The organism is Streptomyces sp. P9-2B-2 (assembly GCF_030406865.1).
Lineage (GTDB): Bacteria > Actinomycetota > Actinomycetes > Streptomycetales > Streptomycetaceae > Streptomyces > Streptomyces platensis.
Map to the genome: position 1 here is coordinate 6,718,491 of NZ_CP129126.1, position 17,072 is coordinate 6,735,562.

Here is a 17,072-nt window from a genome sequence, read left to right on the forward strand (position 1 = left end):
GCCGGGCGGCCGATTGACTCACTCTGGGTATGCGTGTACTGCCCCAGAGTCAGGAGTCCGCATGCGTCCGACCGTCCACGCCGCCCTTGGAGCCCTCGCGCTGCTCCTCGCCCTGCCGACGCCGGCGGCCGCGGACGAGTCGGTGATCGGCGGGAAGCCCGCACCGCTGGCGCACAGCCCCTGGGCGGTGGCGCTGGCCTCCCATGAGCGATTCGGGGCCCAGCGCTCCGGACAGTTCTGCGGCGGCGTGCTCGTCGGGCACTCGACGGTGGTGACGGCGGCGCACTGCCTGAGCAAGGAGGTCCTGGGCGTCCCCTGGCGGCAGGTGCGGGACCTGAGGATCGTCGTCGGACGCGACAACCTCTCCGCCGGCGGCGGACAGGAACTCAAGCCCGCGAAGATCTGGGTCAACCCGCACTACAACAGCTGGACCAACGACGGCGACATGGCCGTCCTCACGCTCGACAAGCCGCTCCCGAACCAGCCCCTCCCGATAGCGGGACGGGACGACAGCGCCTACCGGCCGGGCAACGCGGCCACGGTCTACGGCTGGGGTGACACCACAGGCGGCGGCAGCTACGCATCACACCTGCGGGCGGCGCACGTCAATGTGCTGCGGGACGCGGTCTGTGCGCGGGCCTATCCGGGCAGTGCGGATGGCAAGTACAGAGCGCAGTCGATGCTGTGCGCGGGGGAGCCGACCGGTGGCCGGGACGCCTGTCAGGGGGACAGTGGCGGGCCGCTGGTCGTGCGCGGCCGGCTGGTGGGCCTGGTGTCGTGGGGGACCGGCTGCGGTCAGGCGGGCAGTCCAGGGGTCTATACGCGCGCCTCGGCGCTGCTCCCGGCCGTGGCCGCCCACGGGGCCGACTGAGCGGCGTGGGGAGCTGTCAGCCATGGATGAGGGCACGAGTGCGGGCGGCCTCCCCGGTGGTGTCGGGGAAGCCGCCCGCGGTACGGCCCTGGGCCGCTGCTCGCTCGTCGTGGATGCGAAGTGTCAGCGTTCCTCATCGGACGCGGACGCCGGAGAAGCGGTCAGCCGCTCCGTCTCGTCCTGTATTTCCGCGGCGATCTTCTTGAGTTCTGGCTCGAACTTGCGACCGTGGTGGGCGCAGAAGAGCAGTTCTCCGCCGGACATCAGGACGACGCGCAGGTATGCCTGGGCGCCGCAGCGGTCGCAGCGGTCAGCGGCCGTCAGCGGGCTCGCGGGTGTCAGAACAGTAGTCACGTCGCCTCTTCTCTAGCTCGACGAGCTGTCGTACCAGGGTCAACATCCAACCAGGCCGAAAACGTTCCCGCTCGTGCCTTTTCCTCGAAAAATTTCTTCGAGGGGGCCGGGTGCTGCCGGGTGGCGGCGAATGAGCCGTATTGCTTGGTGGTCTGATTCACGTTGGTTGTTGGTCTGTGTCCCCCGGCTGGCTTGCCGGTTGTTGATGAGGACGTGCCCGGAGCCTAAATGGTTCATGCCTCGAAGGGAACGTGATGTGCACGTCACTCGGACGTCACCCCAACGAGGGATCGAACGTACGAGCGAAATTCTACTACCATGGCCATGCTTACGGGTGGCGTCACATCGGCTCTACCAGGCCTCGGTACGCTCTGACCGGCGACACCGCCACAACCGAGTCCGCGGAATGCGGACTGCCAGAAATTCAGCGAGGAGCGAACCGCGTGACCGCCGAGATGTCCGTGCCGTCCACCGCAGTGCTGACCGGGGCAGACCGGGACGGTTCCAACTACACCGCGCGGCATCTGCTCGTCCTCGAGGGGCTCGAAGCCGTCCGCAAGCGCCCCGGCATGTATATCGGCTCGACGGACAGCCGGGGGTTGATGCACTGCCTCTGGGAGATCATCGACAACTCCGTCGACGAGGCACTGGGCGGCTACTGCGATCACATCGAGGTGATCCTCCACGACGACGGGTCGGTGGAGGTCAGGGACAACGGCCGGGGCATCCCCGTTGATGTCGAGCCCAAGACCGGCCTCAGCGGCGTCGAGGTCGTGATGACCAAGCTGCATGCCGGCGGAAAGTTCGGCGGCGGCTCGTACGCGGCCTCCGGCGGTCTGCACGGCGTCGGCGCCTCGGTCGTCAACGCCCTCTCCGCCCGGCTGGACGTCGAGGTGGACCGCGACAGCAAGACGCATGCGATCAGCTTCCGCCGCGGCGTCCCCGGGATCTTCACCGAATCCGGTCCCGACGCCCCCTTCGATCCGGGCAACGGCCTGCTCAAGGGCAAGCGGATCGCCAAGACGAAGACCGGCACCCGGGTGCGCTACTGGGCCGACCGGCAGATCTTCCTCAAGGACGCCAAGCTCTCCCTGGAGACGCTGTACGCCCGTGCCCGCCAGACGGCCTTCCTCGTGCCTGGCCTGACCCTCGTGGTCCGTGACGAGCGCGGCATCGACGGTGCCGGAAAGTCTGAAGAGACGTTCCGCTACGACGGCGGCATCAGCGAATTCTGCGAGTACCTCGCGCAGGACAAGGCCGTCTGCGACGTACTCCGGCTGACCGGCCAGGGCACCTTCAAAGAGACCGTGCCGGTTCTCGACGACCGTGGTCACATGACACCGACCGAGGTCACCCGGGAACTGGGCGTCGATGTCGCGCTCCGCTGGGGTACCGGCTACGACGCGACGGTCAAGTCGTTCGTCAACATCATCGCGACGCCCAAGGGCGGCACCCACGTCTCCGGTTTCGAGCGGTCGGTCGCCAAGACCGTCAACGAGGTGCTGCGGTCGAGCAAGCTGCTCAGGGTCGCCGAGGACGATGTCGTCAAGGACGACGCCATAGAGGGTCTCACCGCCGTCGTGACCGTACGGCTCGCGGAGCCGCAGTTCGAGGGGCAGACCAAGGAGGTGCTCGGCACCTCCGCCGCCGCGCGGATCGTTGCCCAGGTGGTGAGCCGGGAACTCAAGGCGTTCCTGACCTCCACGAAGCGGGACGACAAGCAGCAGGCACGCGCCGTCCTGGAGAAGATCGTCGCCGCGGCCCGGACCCGCATCGCCGCCCGTCAGCACAAGGAGGCCCAGCGGCGGAAGACGGCGCTGGAATCCTCCTCGCTGCCGGCCAAGCTCGCGGACTGCCGCAGTGACGACGTCGACCGCAGCGAGCTGTTCATCGTCGAGGGAGACTCGGCGCTGGGTACCGCCAAGCTGGCGCGCAATTCGGAGTTCCAGGCCCTGCTGCCGATCCGCGGCAAGATTCTGAATGTCCAGAAGTCATCGGTTTCGGACATGCTCAAGAACGCCGAGTGCGGCGCCATCATCCAGGTCATAGGGGCCGGCTCGGGCCGTACGTTCGACATCGACACCGCCCGCTACGGCAAGGTCATCTTCCTGGCCGACGCGGACGTCGACGGCGCCCACATCCGCTGCCTGCTGCTGACCCTCTTCCAGCGCTACATGCGCCCGATGGTCGAACAGGGCCGGGTGTTCTCCGCCGTCCCGCCGCTGCACCGCGTCGAACTGATCAACCCCAAAAAGGGCCAGGAAAAGTACATCTACACGTACTCGGACAACGAACTGCGCCAGACCCTGCTCGAACTCCAGCGCAAGAAGGTCCGCTACAAGGACAGCATCCAGCGCTACAAGGGTCTGGGTGAGATGGACGCCGACCAGCTCGCCGAGACGACCATGGACCCGCGCCACCGCACCCTGCGTCGCATCAACATCAGCGACCTCGAAGCGGCGGAGAAGGCCTTCGATCTCCTCATGGGCAACGAAGTCGCCCCCCGTAAGGAGTTCATCACCAACTCCGCGTCCACTCTGGACCGTTCGCGCATCGATACCTAGGGGGCCGCAGCTCCCGACGGGCGCCTCTCCACCCCTGGGTGGACGGGCGCCCGTCGCCGTTTCCACCCGGGCCCCACCCTGGCTCCGATCCGGGCGGCAGCACCGCTCCGTAGCGTCGGGACGGTCGAATTCCCCGTCCCCAGGAGGGCCAGGTCATGAGCGGTTTGCTCAACATCGTTGTGATCACCGCGGCTGTTGCGCTGGTGTTCGTCCGTCAGTTCAAGGCGCAGCGCGTCACTTCGGAGAGCAAGACGTGGTGGCTGATCCCGCTCGCCCTGACGGTCATGGCGGTGCGCGAGCCCGGCCTCCTGGACCCCGCACACCACACGGCGTCGGCCGCCCTGCTCGGTGTGGAGACCCTGATCGGGCTGGCCTGCGGTCTGGGCTGGGCCCGGACGACGCGCATCTGGACCGACGCGGACGGTGTCGTGTGGACCAAGGGAAGCTGGGCGGCGGCCGGCGTGTGGCTCTGCGGTCTGGTGCTGCGCCTTGGCCTCTTGGGCATCGCCGCGGCCTTGGGCGTCCACCAGGGCAGCGCGGCCACCATGCTCTCCGTGGCCGCAATGCTGCTCACCCGTGGAGGCGCCACCTTGTGGCGGGCCCAAGCGGCGCAGCAGAAGTACCGTGTCCCCGTCGCGGGCTGAGACCGTGAGCGCGCCGCGAAAGGACCGCACGTGCTGCTGAACTCCTGGACGAGCTGGCCGCTGCGGGAGTCGCTGTCCCGTGAAGGGATGACCGGCGCCCGGATGTGGATCCGCCGGGCGGTGCGTGTAGTGGCGGTCGCGGTCCTGATGTGGACCACCCTGGCGGGGCGGGCGTTCACCGGCTGGGGCCTGGCCGCGGCGGGTGCCGGCATGGTCGGCACCGTCCTGGCGTTCCGTGCCCTCTATCGCACAACACTGGAGCGCCGTCTGTGGCCGTCCATCGGCTTGTTCGCCCTCTTGGAGGCCGCGGCCTTCGGCTTTGACCTCGCCGGGGCGCGGGTGCCCGCGATCGTCCTGTGGTGCGCCTGCGCCATCACCGCCATGGAGCGGCTGCCGCTGAGCGCCGCCCTGCCGTGTTCCGCCGCCGCCCTGGGCGCGTACGCGGCGATGAACAACGGCGGCTGGGTAGCGACCACCGCCACCACTGTGGGCCTGGCGCTGGCGGGCTACGTCATTCGGCTGGACGCCGAGGCGCGCGGCAACGCCCAGCGGCTGCTGGCTCAGGAACGGGCGGCCCACAAGGCGGAGGCCGAATCGGCGGCGCTCACCGAACGCGGGCGGATCGCACGGGAGATCCACGACGTGCTCGCCCACAGCCTCAGCGCCCAACTGGTGCACCTGGAGGCGGTACGGCTGCTCATCCAGCACAGTGCCGACCTCGAGGACGACCGTGACCTGCTCCTGGAGCGGGTCACGGCGTGCCGGGGGATGGCCCGAGAAGGGCTGGAAGGCACCCGTGAGGCGCTTTCCGCGCTGCGCGGGGAGATGATCCCGGTCGAGGACTTCCTGAGCCGCCTGACCGCCACTGAGGGCGCTCAGCTCAAAGTGACGGGTGAGGCCCGCACTGTGCCGGCCGAAGCGGGCCTCGCAGTCCGCAGGGTCGCCCAGGAGGCGTTGACGAACGTGCGCAAGCACGCTCCGGGAGCCCGGGTGAGCGTGCGGCTGGAGTACGGGACGGGCGACGTGGGGCTCGAGGTGCGCGACTTCGGTGGCCGTGGCAAGCCCGGCGAGCTCGCCAAGAGCGGCTCCGGGTACGGTCTGCCCGGAATGCGGGAGCGCGCGGAGCTCCTCGGCGGAACGCTGGAGTCCGGCCCTGATGGAGACGGTTTCGTGGTGAGGTTGCGGGTGCCGGCATGACGGAGCGCACGGTGACACGGGTCGTGGTCGCCGACGACCAGACGGTGGTGCGCGAGGGAATCGTGATGCTGCTGGGGCTGCTGCCGGGCATTGAGGTCGTCGGGTCGGCCGCGGACGGCGCGGAGGCGATCCGCCTCGTCGCGGAACTCGCCCCCGATGTCGTCCTGATGGACCTGCGGATGCCGCGCTGCGACGGCGTCGAGGCCACCCGCCGCATCCGTCTCGAGCACCCCGGTACCCAGGTCGTGGTGCTCACCACCTATGCGGACGACGACTCACTCTTTCCCGCTCTCCAGGCCGGTGCACGCGGCTACCTGACCAAGGACGCCGATGGTGATGAGATCGTCCGTGCCATCGACGATGTGCTCTCAGGTGAGGCCGGCCTGTCGCCCAAGATCCAGCGCAGGCTCCTGGAGCGCTTCACAGAGCCCGTCGGTCCCTGGGCGCAGTCGTCGGACGAGCCGCCGGACGGGCTGACCGCCCGTGAGGTGGAGGTGCTGCGGCTGATCGCCGAGGGACAGTCCAACCCCGAAATCGCGCGCACGCTGCACGTTTCCACGGCGACTGTGAAGACCCACATCAACAATCTCTTCGCCAAAGCGGGGCTACGCGACCGGGCCCAGGCCATCCACTACGCCTACCGCCAAGGTCTCGCACAGCCGCCCGGGTGACTCCTCACCTAATGGGGTGAAGGATTCACAATGAAGCATCCCGGATCTTCCTTTCTGTCCACCCTTGGGCCGCACGGACAACAGCCCCGTGCACCAAGGAGAGTTCGGTGGACAAGCAGGACGGCCGCTCGGTCGGTGATCCAGGGGCCCTACGGCTCGACGACCCCTGGTACGACACTCTCGCCTCCGGGTGGGGCGAACTGGACGACGCGGCGGAGACAACGGACGGGTGGGGTGGCACGCAGCCACCGCCACCCGTACCGGGACCGCGGTCCGCGACGCACGACGAGGTCTACCTGGCGGTGCAGCGAAGCGCGGCCTTCCAAGAGGTGCGTCGCCGCTACCGGCGCTTCGTCCTGCCGGGCACGGTCGTCTTCCTGGCTTGGTACCTCGCCTACGTGATCGCGGCGATCGCCGCGCCGGGCCTCATGGCCCACCGCGTCGCAGGCGCCCTGAACGTCGCGATGCTCGCCGGCCTCGGCCAGTTCGCCACCACCTTCCTGCTCACCTGGGCGTACGCACGCCATGCCCGGCTGCGCAGGGACAGTGCGGCGCTCGACATCCGCTGGGAAACCCAGGAACTGACCGGAGGGAACACCCGGTGACCGGTGACCACCAGACCCTCGCGCTGCTCCTGTTCAGCGTGTTCATCGCCGTCACCCTGGCGATCACCACCTGGGTGAGCCGCCGCAGGCGCGGTTCCACCGAGGAGTTCTACGCGGGCGGAAGACTCTTCTCGCCCATGGAGAACGGATTCGCCATCGCGGGGGACTACATGTCCGCCGCATCCTTCCTCGGCATCTCCGGGCTGATTGCCCTCTTCGGATACGACGGCCTGCTGTACTCGGTCGGCTTCCTCGTCGCCTGGCTCATCGTCCTGTTCCTCGTCGCCGAACTGGTCCGCAACTGCGGCAGGTTCACCCTCGCCGATGTCGTCGCCGCCCGGATGCGGGAACGCCCCGTCCGTGTCGCGGCCGGGGCGGCCTCCGTCACCGTGTCGGTGCTCTACCTGGTGGCGCAGATGGTCGGTGCCGGCAGCCTCGTCGCCCTGCTCGTGGGGAGCGCGGGCCAGCAGGCCCGTACCTGGATGGTGATCGGGGTCGGCGCCCTGATGGTGGTCTACGTCGCTTTCGGCGGTATGCGGGCAACGACCTGGATCCAGGTCGTCAAAGCCGTACTCCTCATGGGTGGGGCGGTCACACTGACCGTCCTGGTACTGGTCCGCTTCCACGGCGACATCAACGCACTGCTGAACACCGCCGCCGAACGCAGCGGCCACGGCCGCGACTTCCTCGCACCTGGCCTCAAATACGGCGGCGACTGGACCTCGCGGCTCGACTTCATCAGCCTCGGCATCGCACTCGTCCTGGGCACGGCCGGGCTGCCGCACATCCTCTCCCGCTTCTACACCGTTCCCACGGCGCGCTCCGCCCGTCGCTCCGTCGTATGGTCCATCGGTCTGATCGGTGGCTTCTACCTGATGACCATCGTGCTCGGGTTCGGTGCCGCCGCAGTACTTGGCAGCGATGCCGTCCGCGCGTCCAATACGGCAGGCAACACCGCTGTCCCGCTGCTCGCCCTCGATCTGGGAGGCGGCGCCGGTTCGACCGGAGGGACGGTGCTCTTCGCCGTGGTGGCCGCGGTCGCGTTCGCCACCATCCTGGCCGTGGTCGCCGGCATCACACTCGCGTCGTCGGCCTCCGTGGCACACGACCTGTATGCCTCCCTACGGCGCCCGTGCGACACGGCACAGGATGCTCAGCGCGCTGAGGTGGCCGTGGCACGCATCGCGGCGGTGGCCGTCGGCGCGGTCGCCATCGGCCTCGCCTTGCTCGCCCAGGATCTGAACGTGGCCTTCCTGGTGGGGCTGGCGTTCGCCGTCGCCGCGTCGGCCAACCTTCCGGCCCTGCTGTTCACCCTCTTCTGGCGACGCTTTACGACCCGGGGCGCGGTGTGGTCCGTATACGGCGGTCTGATCCCCGCGATCACCCTGGTCGTCCTCTCGCCGGTGGTGTCCGGGAGCCCGGAGGCTCTCTTCCCCCGACTGGACTTCGCCGTCTTCCCGCTCGACAACCCCGGTGTTGTGTCGATCCCGCTGGGCTTCCTGATGGGCTGGCTGGGAACGGTGCTCTCCCCGGAGGCCGCCGACGAGGCACGGCACGCGGAGACGGAGGTACGGGCGCTCACGGGGGCGGGGGCGGCTTAGCGCGTTCCCCGTGGGGCAGCGGTGGAGATGCCCGCCAAGGGAGGGCCAGACGGAGCGGGGCGTGGCTGCTGCATCTCCCATTGGCCATCGCCCCGCCTTCATATGGCCCTGGTGAAGGCCTAGACCCACTCGTAGCGGTGCTCGGGGCGGCCGGTCTCGCCGTACCTGAGTGTGAGGCGCACCCGTCCGGCGCGTTCCAAGAGTTTGAGGTAGCGCTGGGCGGTCTGCCGGCTCAGGCCGGCCTGTAGGGCGACGTCCTGCGCGGACAGCGGGGCGTCCACGGAGCGCAGCACGAAGCGGACGCGGTCGGCGGTGGCGGTGGAGTGCCCCTTCGGCAACTCGGCGGAGCCGGCGTTGGCGGCTCCCAACGCCCCGAAGATCCGGTCCACTTCGGACTGCTCCGCCTGCCCGCCGCCCGCAAATGTGCGGTGCAGTGCCGCGTAACCCTCCAACTTGGAGCGCAGGCCCGCGAAGGTGAACGGCTTGACCAGGTACTGCAAGGCCCCGTGGCGCATCGCTGCCTGCACAGTGGCTATATCGCGAGCCGCAGTCACCATGATCACGTCGGTGAGCAGACCGCGACGCCGCAGCTCGCTGACCAGTTGCAGGCCCGTTCTGTCGGGAAGGTAGTGGTCCAGGAGGATCAGGTCGACGGGGCGCGTCTCAAGGGCGGTGAGGGCTTCCGCAGCGGTGTGCGCGAGGCAACTGACTCGGAACCCCTCGACTTTGGCGACGTATGCCGCATTGATCTTCGCGACGTGCACATCGTCGTCCACGACCAGTACGTCGATCATCGGCCGGCCTCCGTGGCGTCTTCGGGGCGGCGAGCGCGTGCTACGGCGCGTCTGGTGGTGTGGGAATCCCGGGTTGCGTTCTGTGGGGCTGCTTCACGGGGCTCGGGAAGCTCATCGGACAGTGCGTCCGGGACTGTCACGGTGAAGACCGCACCGCCACCCGGGCGCTCGCCGACCTCGGTGCTGCCTCCGTAGCGCTCGGCGAGTCGCCGTACGAGTGCCAGACCGATGCCGCGCTGCCCGTGGGCGGGTGGCTCCTTGGTCGTCCACCCCTCGGTGAAGATTTCCGCGCGACGTTCCTCGGGCACGCCCGGTCCGTTGTCGGTGACACGCACCACAGCTGTTCGGCCGTCAGCGCGGATCTCCGCCTCCAGTTGGGCGTCGCGCTCACCCGATGTGGCATCCAGGGCGTTGTCTACGAGATTCCCGAGGATGGTGACCAGGCTGGGCGGGTCGACCAGACGGTCGGGCAGGTGGGTATCGGGGGAGACGCTCAAGGAGACGCCGCGTTCGGTGGCGACGGTGGCCTTGCCCACCAGGAGGGCGGCGAGCAGCGGATCGTGGATGCGCTCGGTGACCTGCTCGGCGGTTACGCGGTGCACCCCCACAGCCTGTGTCACGAACTCCACAGCTTCCTCGTGCAGTCCGAGCTCGAGCAGGCCGAGCAGGGTGTGCAGCCGGTTGGCGTGCTCGTGGTCCTGGGCGCGAAGGGCGTCGATGAGGCCGCGGGTGCCGTCCAGTTCGCGGCCCAGACGCTCCAGTTCGGTGCGGTCGCGCAGGGTGACGACGGCACCGCCGTCATCGGTCGGCATGCGGTTCGCCACCAGGACTCGCTGCCCACTGACGGCCAGCAGGTCCGCCCCCGACACCCGACCGGCCAGAACATCGGTGGTTCGGCCCGGTGGCAGGGCTGCTTCCAGGGAGCGGCCGGTGTCCTCGGCGCGGAGATCCAGGAGGCGCTGTGCCTCGTCATTCATGAGACGTATGTGGCCGTGTTTGTCGAGCGCAAGGAACCCCTCACGGATGCCGTGCAGCATCGCCTCCCGCTCGGCCAGCAGCGCGGAGATGTCAGAGAAGGCCAGGTCATGGGTGCGGCGCTGGAGGCGGCGGGAAACGAGATAGGCGGCGAGAGCACCCACGGCGAGTGCCCCTCCCGCGTAGGCGAGCAACTGGGGGACGGTGGAGAGAAGCCGTTCCTGCACGCTTTCGTACGCGATACCGACGGAGACGGCGCCCACGACCTTGCCGTCCTCGTCACGGAGCGGGACCTTTCCACGCGCGGACCGGCCGAGGGTGCCGTCGTCGATCTGCATGACGTCTTGGCCGGAGAGCGCGGCGCTCGGATCGGTCGAGACGTGGCGCCCGATCTCGTCAGGGTCGGTGTGGGACCAGCGCACACCCCGCTTGTCCATGATCACCACGTACTCGGCGCCGGTGGCGGCGCGAATCCGCTCCGCCTCGTTCTGCACCGGGCCATGGCGCGTCGGACGGGAGGACTCCAGGGCATCGTCGAGATGTGTCTCAGCCGCGGTGGTCTGCGCGATCGCGAGAGCGCGGCGCATCGCCTGGTCGTCGAGCTGCGCACTGAGCGGGGCGAGGAACAGGCCGGTTGCCAGTGCGGTGACACCGGCAGCGATGGCCAGCTGCACCATCAGGACCTGGGAGAACACCCGCCGTGGCCAGCCGAGCCGTGTCCGGGTACGGCGCGGCCTCGGGGCGGCCGGCTCTTGGCTGACCGAGGCCGTGGTCTCGGCGGCCGGTCGACTGTCGGCCGCATCCGAGGCGCTGCCTGGTCTGTCGGTAGTCGTGCTGGGGACCGGCGTGGCGGTGGGAAACGGCGCGAAACCCGAGGGCTCTGCACCGCTCGGGCCTGGAACCGAGTCTTCCTTTTCGCCCATACGAACGAACAGTAAGCGCGGCGGTGGTCGGGTGGGTAATACCTGATGGAGGGAATTCGGAGGGTGTCCGGGTGGCGACTGGGATGTGACCCCGTCCGCTCCCGAGCCTGCGGCCAGGATCGGATGTGTGCCTCGCAGCGCTGTCGTCTAACCCAAGGCGAACACCAAGATCCCCCGTGTCATCACGATCGCCCATGCCTGCCGCCGGCGGTCACCACGAGGACGATGGCGCGACTCACAGCTGCCATGGTTGGTTCGTCCTGCTCGTGGTTTTCAGCCTCCGGTTCATCCATGCGATCCCCAGCAGGACGTCACCGATGTGTCGGCGTCGTCTCGGCCAGCTGCTTGCCCGGCGACTGCCCGTCGTGTGGAAGGCACTGGTCAGGTGCGTGTAGGCAAGGCCGGAGGAGCGCTGGGAGGAGTTATCCACAGGCCTTTCGGGGGCGGAGTGTGCGCGCTTAGCCTCGCGAGGTGAGGCCGATGGGGGCCTTGCACGGGCGGTCAGGGCCGCCAGGGCGAGGAACGCGGCGGACGCGTAGGGGGAGCGGGAAATGACGGCGATGCGGGATGGCTGCGGTGCGGGGCGGCAGCGGTGGAAGTGGGTGGGCGGCGTACGGTTCGGCCGCCGCGGCGCGGCTGTCCGGGCTCGACGCAGTTGGTCAGTGCGTTTTGTCTGCCACCTCACCTGGTCCTGCGGTGGCAATGCGCTACCAGAGGACGGCATTGGTGGGCCGGGCCATGCGTCAGGTGGCCGGGGTAGCCGGCCCACACATGACCATCGGCCCGGCAAGCGCGAAGTCCCGCACCTCGCGCGGGTGGGGGAAGCGGAGGCTGCTGGAGTGCTTGTGGACTGTCAGGGCAAGCCCGCGAGATCACCTACTGGCGGCAACCTGGGGCGTCCCGTGAAGCATGCCGTTCGCCGCAGTGACGGAGACAACCGCCATACGTGCCGGTGGACCGAGCGGCGCACCACAGCTAGCGGGCGCCGCAGCACCATCGGCCCGCTGTTCGACGGTCACCTGCCAGGCGCGCCCGTCGGAGTGCGCGACGGTAACGACCCAGGCGGGGGAGGCTCCCCCGACCGTCGCGCTGCTGGGCGTCCGGTTGTCGGCCGGCTTGGGTTCGGGCCACATCGGGTCGGTCCGTACGACGTCGAGTGCGTCCGCCCGGTCCTCCCCGATCAGCCTGCGGACGGCAAGGTCAGCGGCCTGGCCCGGCCGGTCCCAGGCCGAGCGCCCGCGGCAATGGTCGCTCGTGATCCGTCCGTCGCGCGCCGCCTCCACGGTCTCCTTGACCAAGGGAGCCGAAGCTCGTCCGTAGGCGTAGCCGTAGGGGAGGACGAAGAGGGTGGGGGAGAAGCGGTGGCCACCGATGTGGGTGACCTCCCAGACCTCGGACCCGTCGGCGGCGAGCTCGGCAGCGAGCGGGCGGCCGAGCAGGGCACAGCACCGGTCCCGCTTGCCGTTGGTGCAGACGAGAACCAGCGGCTCACCGATGTACGGCTCCCACAGGCCGCGATGCTCTCCCACACTCAGGGCCGTGAAGTCCAGGTCGAGGGCGGCCCGTGGGTCGGTGACGGTGGTCGTGCGGATCCACGAGCGCCCCGGGGCGGTGTGCGCGAGGAACATGCGTCGCCGAGAGGTGCCGTGGCAGTCGGCGTGGCGTCCCGGCCGCCGGATAAGGGCGACGCGTACGTCTGTCCCCTCTGCCGCGGCTTCAAGGGCCCGGCCGACATCAGGATCCAGGTGACTGTTCGTCAGTGCATGGGCGCCCCAGGGACCTGTTTGCTCGATGAGCAGCCAGGTCCGGGCAGGCGCCGCGGTTCCGGCGAGCGATTCGGCCGATTCACGGGAAGCGGTGGCGCAGGTACTCACATAGGTGAGCCTAACCTCATCCGCCGCGAGTCGGCTCTCGGGTGGGCATCCAGGGGACTAGAGCGAGCGAAAAGACCCGAGCGGTAGCGGGTGCCACGCCGCGTGAGTTCCGGCGATGTCGATGCCAACCGTGTTTCGCTGGTGGTGCCAGGGTCGGCTCTGCCCCGCCCCTCGCGCGCGGCTGCCTGTCACGGCAACGGTTGTGGCGGGCGGGGGCCGTGGTACTGGCCGCGGGGGCGCATGCGGAGAGGGCGTTCGGCGTATTCCTCCAGGGCATGGGCGATCCAGCCGGCTGTGCGGGAGACGGCGAAGATGGTCTCGCCCGCCTCGGTCGGCATGCCGGTTGAGACGGTCAGTGCGGCCAGGGCCAGGTCGACATTGGCATGCAGCTCCGTATGCCGGGCTGTTGTGGAGATCACTTGGCGAGCGGCCTCCAAGGCGGGGCGGGCCTGAGGTACGTCTTCCAGGAGCTCGAAGAGGGTGCGGGCCCGTGGGTCCTCGCTTTTGTAGAGGGGGTGGCCGAGGCCTGGTACTTGGCGGCCGGCCCGTAGGTGGTCGGCGACGACGGCGGCCGCGCTGCCGCGGTCCAGGACCTCCAGCAGCATCCGGTGGGCGAGGCCGCTCGCCGCGCCGTGCAGCACGCCGTCCAGGGCCCCGTAGCCGGCCGAGACGATCGCGTACGGATGAGCACGGGCGGAGGCGGCGACCCGGACCGCGCAGGTCGAGGCGGCGAGGTCGTGGTCGATCAGTAGGACCAGAGCGGCGTCCAGGACGCGGAGTGCTGCGGCGTCGGCTGGTTCAGCGGTCAGCCGTGACCAGAGGCGAGGTGCGAGTGCGTCGGCGGCACGTTGTTTCGGGGTGTGCGACGGCAAGGCGTCGACAAGGGTCGGGATGAGGCTGCGGGCGGTCTCGACGACGGTGTCGTCGGACAGGTCGAAGCGCAGGGGGTCGGCGGCCGCGGCGGCGATCACGGCGACCCGTAGCCGGTCCATCGGTCCGCTGTGAGCCGGCAGTGCCTGGACGGCTCGCTGGGCGGCGGTCAGGGCGTCCTGCGGCGCTGTGAAGCGGATGCCGGGCCGCAGCTCGCCGGTCCACAGCCACTCGGCGACTTCCTCGTAGGTGTAGTGGGCGGCGAGTTCCGAGGTGTCGACGCCGCGGAAGTAGCAGTGGTCGCGGTCGATCAGCGTGATGCCTGTGCGGACCGACAACTCGCCACCGGAGGCGGAAGGTTCGCGGCGGCTGGCGCGGCGGGCGAGCGCGTCGACCTCCGTCGCGTCGAAGGTGCTGCCGCGGCTGCCCGGCTCGCGGCGGCTGGTCAGCTGGCCGCGGCTGACGTAGGCGTACACCGTCTCCGGCTTCACGCCGAGTCGGTCGGCCGCCTCCCGGGTGTTCAGTCGCTGCTCGCCCGCATCCTGCGCTGCTTCTCGATCCGCCATGAGGTCACCGTATCCAGACCCATCCATATTGATTCAATCAACATTGACAACTATTGAGTCAGCATAGACAGTCGAATCAATATTCGGGTGAGGGAGAGCCAAGGAGACCAGCCATGCCGACCGCCGAGGTGAACGCACCGATCGACGCTCCCCGGGGGCTTGCGGGTGTCATCGTCACCGAGACCCAACTGGGCGACGTACGGGGCACCGAGGGCTTCTACCACTACCGCCAGTACTCCGCCGTCGAGCTGGCCACCGCCCGCAGCTTCGAGGACGTCTGGTACCTGATGTTCCACGGGGAGCTGCCCGACGCCACGCAGCTGGCGGCGTTCAAGGCCGAGACCGCCGCGCTGCGCACGCTGCCCGCGGCCGTGCGGGACGCGCTGCCCGCCCTCGCCCATGCCGGTGCGCTCTCCGGCCCGCTCGCCGGGCTCCGCACCGCGCTGTCGCTGCTCGGCGCGACGGCGGGCTTCCGGCCGCTGTACGACCTCGACGCCGGCCGCCGTCGTGCCGACGCGCTCGCCGCCTGCGCCGCCGTACCGACCCTGATCACCGCGCTGTACCGCCTCGGCCAGGGCCTGACACCCGTCGAGCCGCGCGCGGACCTCGGCCACGCGGCCAACTACCTCTACATGCTCACCGGCGATGAGCCGGAGCCGGAGCAGGTCCGTGCCATCGAGGCGTATCTGATCTCCACCATCGACCACGGCTTCAACGCCTCGACCTTCACCGCACGCGTCATCACCTCCACTGGCGCCGACCTCGCGGCCTGTCTCGTCGGCGCCGTCGGTGCGCTCTCCGGGCCGTTGCACGGCGGTGCGCCCAGCCGCGCCCTGGACATGCTCGACGCCATCGGCACCCCCGACCGCATCGATGCGTGGATCCGTGACCGTGTGCAGCACGGCGACCGGATCATGGGGTTCGGCCACTCCGTCTACCGCACCGAGGACCCGCGCTCCCGGATGCTGCGGGGTATCGCCGAGCGGTTCGGTGGCCCGCTGGTGGAATTCGCCGTCCAGGTGGAGGCGAGGGTCGAAGAGCTGCTGGCCGAGCTCAAGCCCGGCCGCGAGCTGCACATCAATGTGGAGCTCTACGCGGGCGTCGTCATGGAGCTGTGCGGACTGCCGCGCGAGATGTTCACGCCGACCTTCTGCGCGGCCAGGGTGGTCGGCTGGAGCGCCAACATCCTGGAGCAGGCCCAGGATTCGAAGATCATCCGCCCTGCGGCCCGGTATGTCGGGCCGCCCCCGGCGCAGCCGGTGCCCGCCGTCGCACCCTGCTAGCGGGCAAGGCGGCAGGGAGGCCGAGCCGGGCCCGCGGCGCCGACGGTCCGTTACGATCGACAGCTCGTCCGCCGCCGGTCCGCGCGGCCCGCCACCCGCACCATGGAGGCGCTCCCTTGGCCACGCAACAGATCCCGGTCGTCGTGCTCGCGGGCTTCCTCGGGTCGGGCAAGACCACCCTCCTCAACCACCTGCTGGGCAATGGTGACGGCACCCGGATCGGCGCGATCGTCAATGACTTCGGCAGCATCGAGATCGATGCCATGACCGTCGCCGGGCAGGTCGACTCGATGGTCTCGCTCGGCAACGGCTGTCTGTGCTGCGCGGTCGACACCAGCGAGCTGGACACCTACCTGGAGCGGCTGGCCCGCCCCGCCGCCCGTATCGATGTGATCGTCATCGAGGCCAGCGGACTGGCCGAGCCGCAGGAACTCATCCGGATGATCCTGGCCAGCGACAACGACCGGATCGTCTACGGCGGGCTGATCGAGGTCGTCGACGCCGCGGAGTTCGACGACACCCGCGCCCGGCATCCCGAACTGGACCGGCATGTGGCCATCGCCGACATCGTGGTGCTCAACAAGGCCGATCGCATCGGTGACGCGGCGCGGCGGTCACTCATGGACGCGCTCGCCGATCTGGCTCCCGGCCGCCCGGTGATCAGCACCGCATACGGGAGGGTCGATCCCGAGCTGTTCTTCGACCGCGGCCCGGGCGAGGACCTCGACGCGGCCGTCCGGCAGCTGTCCTTCGAGGACCTGCTGCGCGAGGCCGCGGCTAACGGGGCTCCCGCCGATGACTCCGGCGACCACTGCGGACACTCCGGTGAGTGCGGCCACCCCGGCCACACGCACCACGCAGGCCACCTCCACGCCGCCTACGAGAGCGTGGAGTTCACCTCCGCCGAGCCGATGCACCCGCGCCGCCTCATGGACTTCCTCGACAGCCGCCCGGCCGGCCTCTACCGCATCAAGGGCTTCGTCCACTTCGACGTCCCTGAGAACCGCCAGAAGTTCACGGTGCACGCCGTCGGGGACTTCCTGCGCTTCTACCCCGCGCCGTGGCCGAAGGGCGAGGAGCGGTGCACCCAGCTCGTCATGATCGGCAGCGGTGTCGACGCCCCGGCCCTGCACAAGGAGCTGGAGAGCTGCCGGGTCAGCGCACCCTCGGAGGCCGATCCGAACAGCATGTGGGGTGTGCTGCGGTACGTGGCAGCAGACGAGGAAGCCGAAGACGGGTGACGCCGTCGGGCCGGTTCTCCACCGGCCCGACGGCGTCGG

The 17,072-nt window shown here is 69.5% G+C and carries 14 protein-coding genes; 9 read left to right on the forward strand and 5 right to left on the reverse strand.

Annotation, left to right across the window (positions count from 1 at the left end):
- The first annotated feature begins 61 nt into the window (after window positions 1-61).
- Window positions 62-871 carry a serine protease gene (locus QT196_RS29630; protein WP_168481716.1) on the forward strand — a complete coding sequence of 270 codons (810 nt, stop codon included), beginning with the start codon at window positions 62-64 and terminating at the stop codon, window positions 869-871.
- Between the two features lie 123 nt (window positions 872-994).
- Here the strand turns inward: QT196_RS29630 and QT196_RS29635 are convergent, their stop codons facing one another.
- Window positions 995-1,225: a hypothetical protein gene (locus QT196_RS29635; RefSeq protein WP_003981845.1), complete on the reverse strand. Its 231-nt coding sequence runs from the start codon at window positions 1,223-1,225 to the stop codon at window positions 995-997.
- A gap of 443 nt (window positions 1,226-1,668) precedes the next feature.
- On the opposite strand from QT196_RS29635, the gene QT196_RS29640 reads away from it, so the two are divergent.
- The 6 genes from QT196_RS29640 to QT196_RS29665 all read left to right on the forward strand — a co-directional run bounded on the left by QT196_RS29640 (window position 1,669) and on the right by QT196_RS29665 (window position 8,507).
- Window positions 1,669-3,789 carry a DNA topoisomerase IV subunit B gene (locus tag QT196_RS29640; RefSeq protein ID WP_266738698.1) on the forward strand — a complete coding sequence of 707 codons (2,121 nt, stop codon included), beginning with the start codon at window positions 1,669-1,671 and terminating at the stop codon, window positions 3,787-3,789.
- Window positions 3,790-3,944: 155 nt separating this feature from the next.
- Window positions 3,945-4,433 (forward strand): DUF1453 domain-containing protein, encoded by a 489-nt coding sequence (locus QT196_RS29645; protein WP_290356009.1) that lies wholly within the window; start codon window positions 3,945-3,947, stop codon window positions 4,431-4,433.
- A gap of 30 nt (window positions 4,434-4,463) precedes the next feature.
- Window positions 4,464-5,630 (forward strand): histidine kinase, encoded by a 1,167-nt coding sequence (locus QT196_RS29650; protein ID WP_168481718.1) that lies wholly within the window; start codon window positions 4,464-4,466, stop codon window positions 5,628-5,630.
- The gene (locus QT196_RS29655) at window positions 5,627-6,301 is read left to right on the forward strand and encodes a response regulator transcription factor (protein ID WP_168481719.1); all 675 of its coding nucleotides are present in this window, start codon (window positions 5,627-5,629) and stop codon (window positions 6,299-6,301) included. Before QT196_RS29650 ends, QT196_RS29655 begins: the two co-directional genes overlap by 4 nt.
- Before the next feature lie 107 nt (window positions 6,302-6,408).
- Entirely contained in the window at window positions 6,409-6,906 is a 498-nt protein-coding gene (locus tag QT196_RS29660) for a DUF485 domain-containing protein (protein ID WP_168481720.1), read from the forward strand.
- On the forward strand, window positions 6,903-8,507 hold the full coding sequence (locus QT196_RS29665; protein WP_168481721.1) for a cation acetate symporter: 1,605 nt from the start codon (window positions 6,903-6,905) through the stop codon (window positions 8,505-8,507). Before QT196_RS29660 ends, QT196_RS29665 begins: the two co-directional genes overlap by 4 nt.
- A gap of 119 nt (window positions 8,508-8,626) precedes the next feature.
- Here QT196_RS29665 and QT196_RS29670 read toward each other — a convergent pair whose 3' ends face one another.
- The 4 genes from QT196_RS29670 to QT196_RS29685 all read right to left on the reverse strand — a co-directional run bounded on the left by QT196_RS29670 (window position 8,627) and on the right by QT196_RS29685 (window position 14,509).
- A complete protein-coding gene (locus tag QT196_RS29670) occupies window positions 8,627-9,301 on the reverse strand; it encodes a response regulator (RefSeq protein ID WP_168481722.1) in 675 nt (224 codons plus the stop codon).
- Window positions 9,298-10,953, reverse strand: coding sequence for a sensor histidine kinase (locus QT196_RS29675; protein ID WP_290356738.1), 1,656 nt, complete (start codon window positions 10,951-10,953; stop codon window positions 9,298-9,300). The genes QT196_RS29670 and QT196_RS29675 overlap by 4 nt, the downstream gene beginning before the upstream one ends.
- Before the next feature lie 1,118 nt (window positions 10,954-12,071).
- Window positions 12,072-13,073, reverse strand: coding sequence for a sucrase ferredoxin (locus QT196_RS29680; RefSeq protein WP_168481723.1), 1,002 nt, complete (start codon window positions 13,071-13,073; stop codon window positions 12,072-12,074).
- Between the two features lie 188 nt (window positions 13,074-13,261).
- Window positions 13,262-14,509, reverse strand: coding sequence for a citrate synthase (locus QT196_RS29685; RefSeq protein WP_266738692.1), 1,248 nt, complete (start codon window positions 14,507-14,509; stop codon window positions 13,262-13,264).
- A 113-nt stretch (window positions 14,510-14,622) separates the two neighbouring features.
- Here QT196_RS29685 and QT196_RS29690 point away from each other — a divergent pair, with 113 nt between their 5' ends.
- Together QT196_RS29690 and QT196_RS29695 are read left to right on the forward strand one after the other, a co-directional pair.
- Window positions 14,623-15,792, forward strand: a complete 1,170-nt coding sequence (locus QT196_RS29690) for a citrate synthase/methylcitrate synthase (RefSeq protein ID WP_266738690.1) — start codon at window positions 14,623-14,625, stop codon at window positions 15,790-15,792.
- A gap of 116 nt (window positions 15,793-15,908) precedes the next feature.
- Window positions 15,909-17,033, forward strand: a complete 1,125-nt coding sequence (locus tag QT196_RS29695) for a CobW family GTP-binding protein (RefSeq protein ID WP_168481725.1) — start codon at window positions 15,909-15,911, stop codon at window positions 17,031-17,033.
- Window positions 17,034-17,072 lie beyond the last annotated feature (39 nt).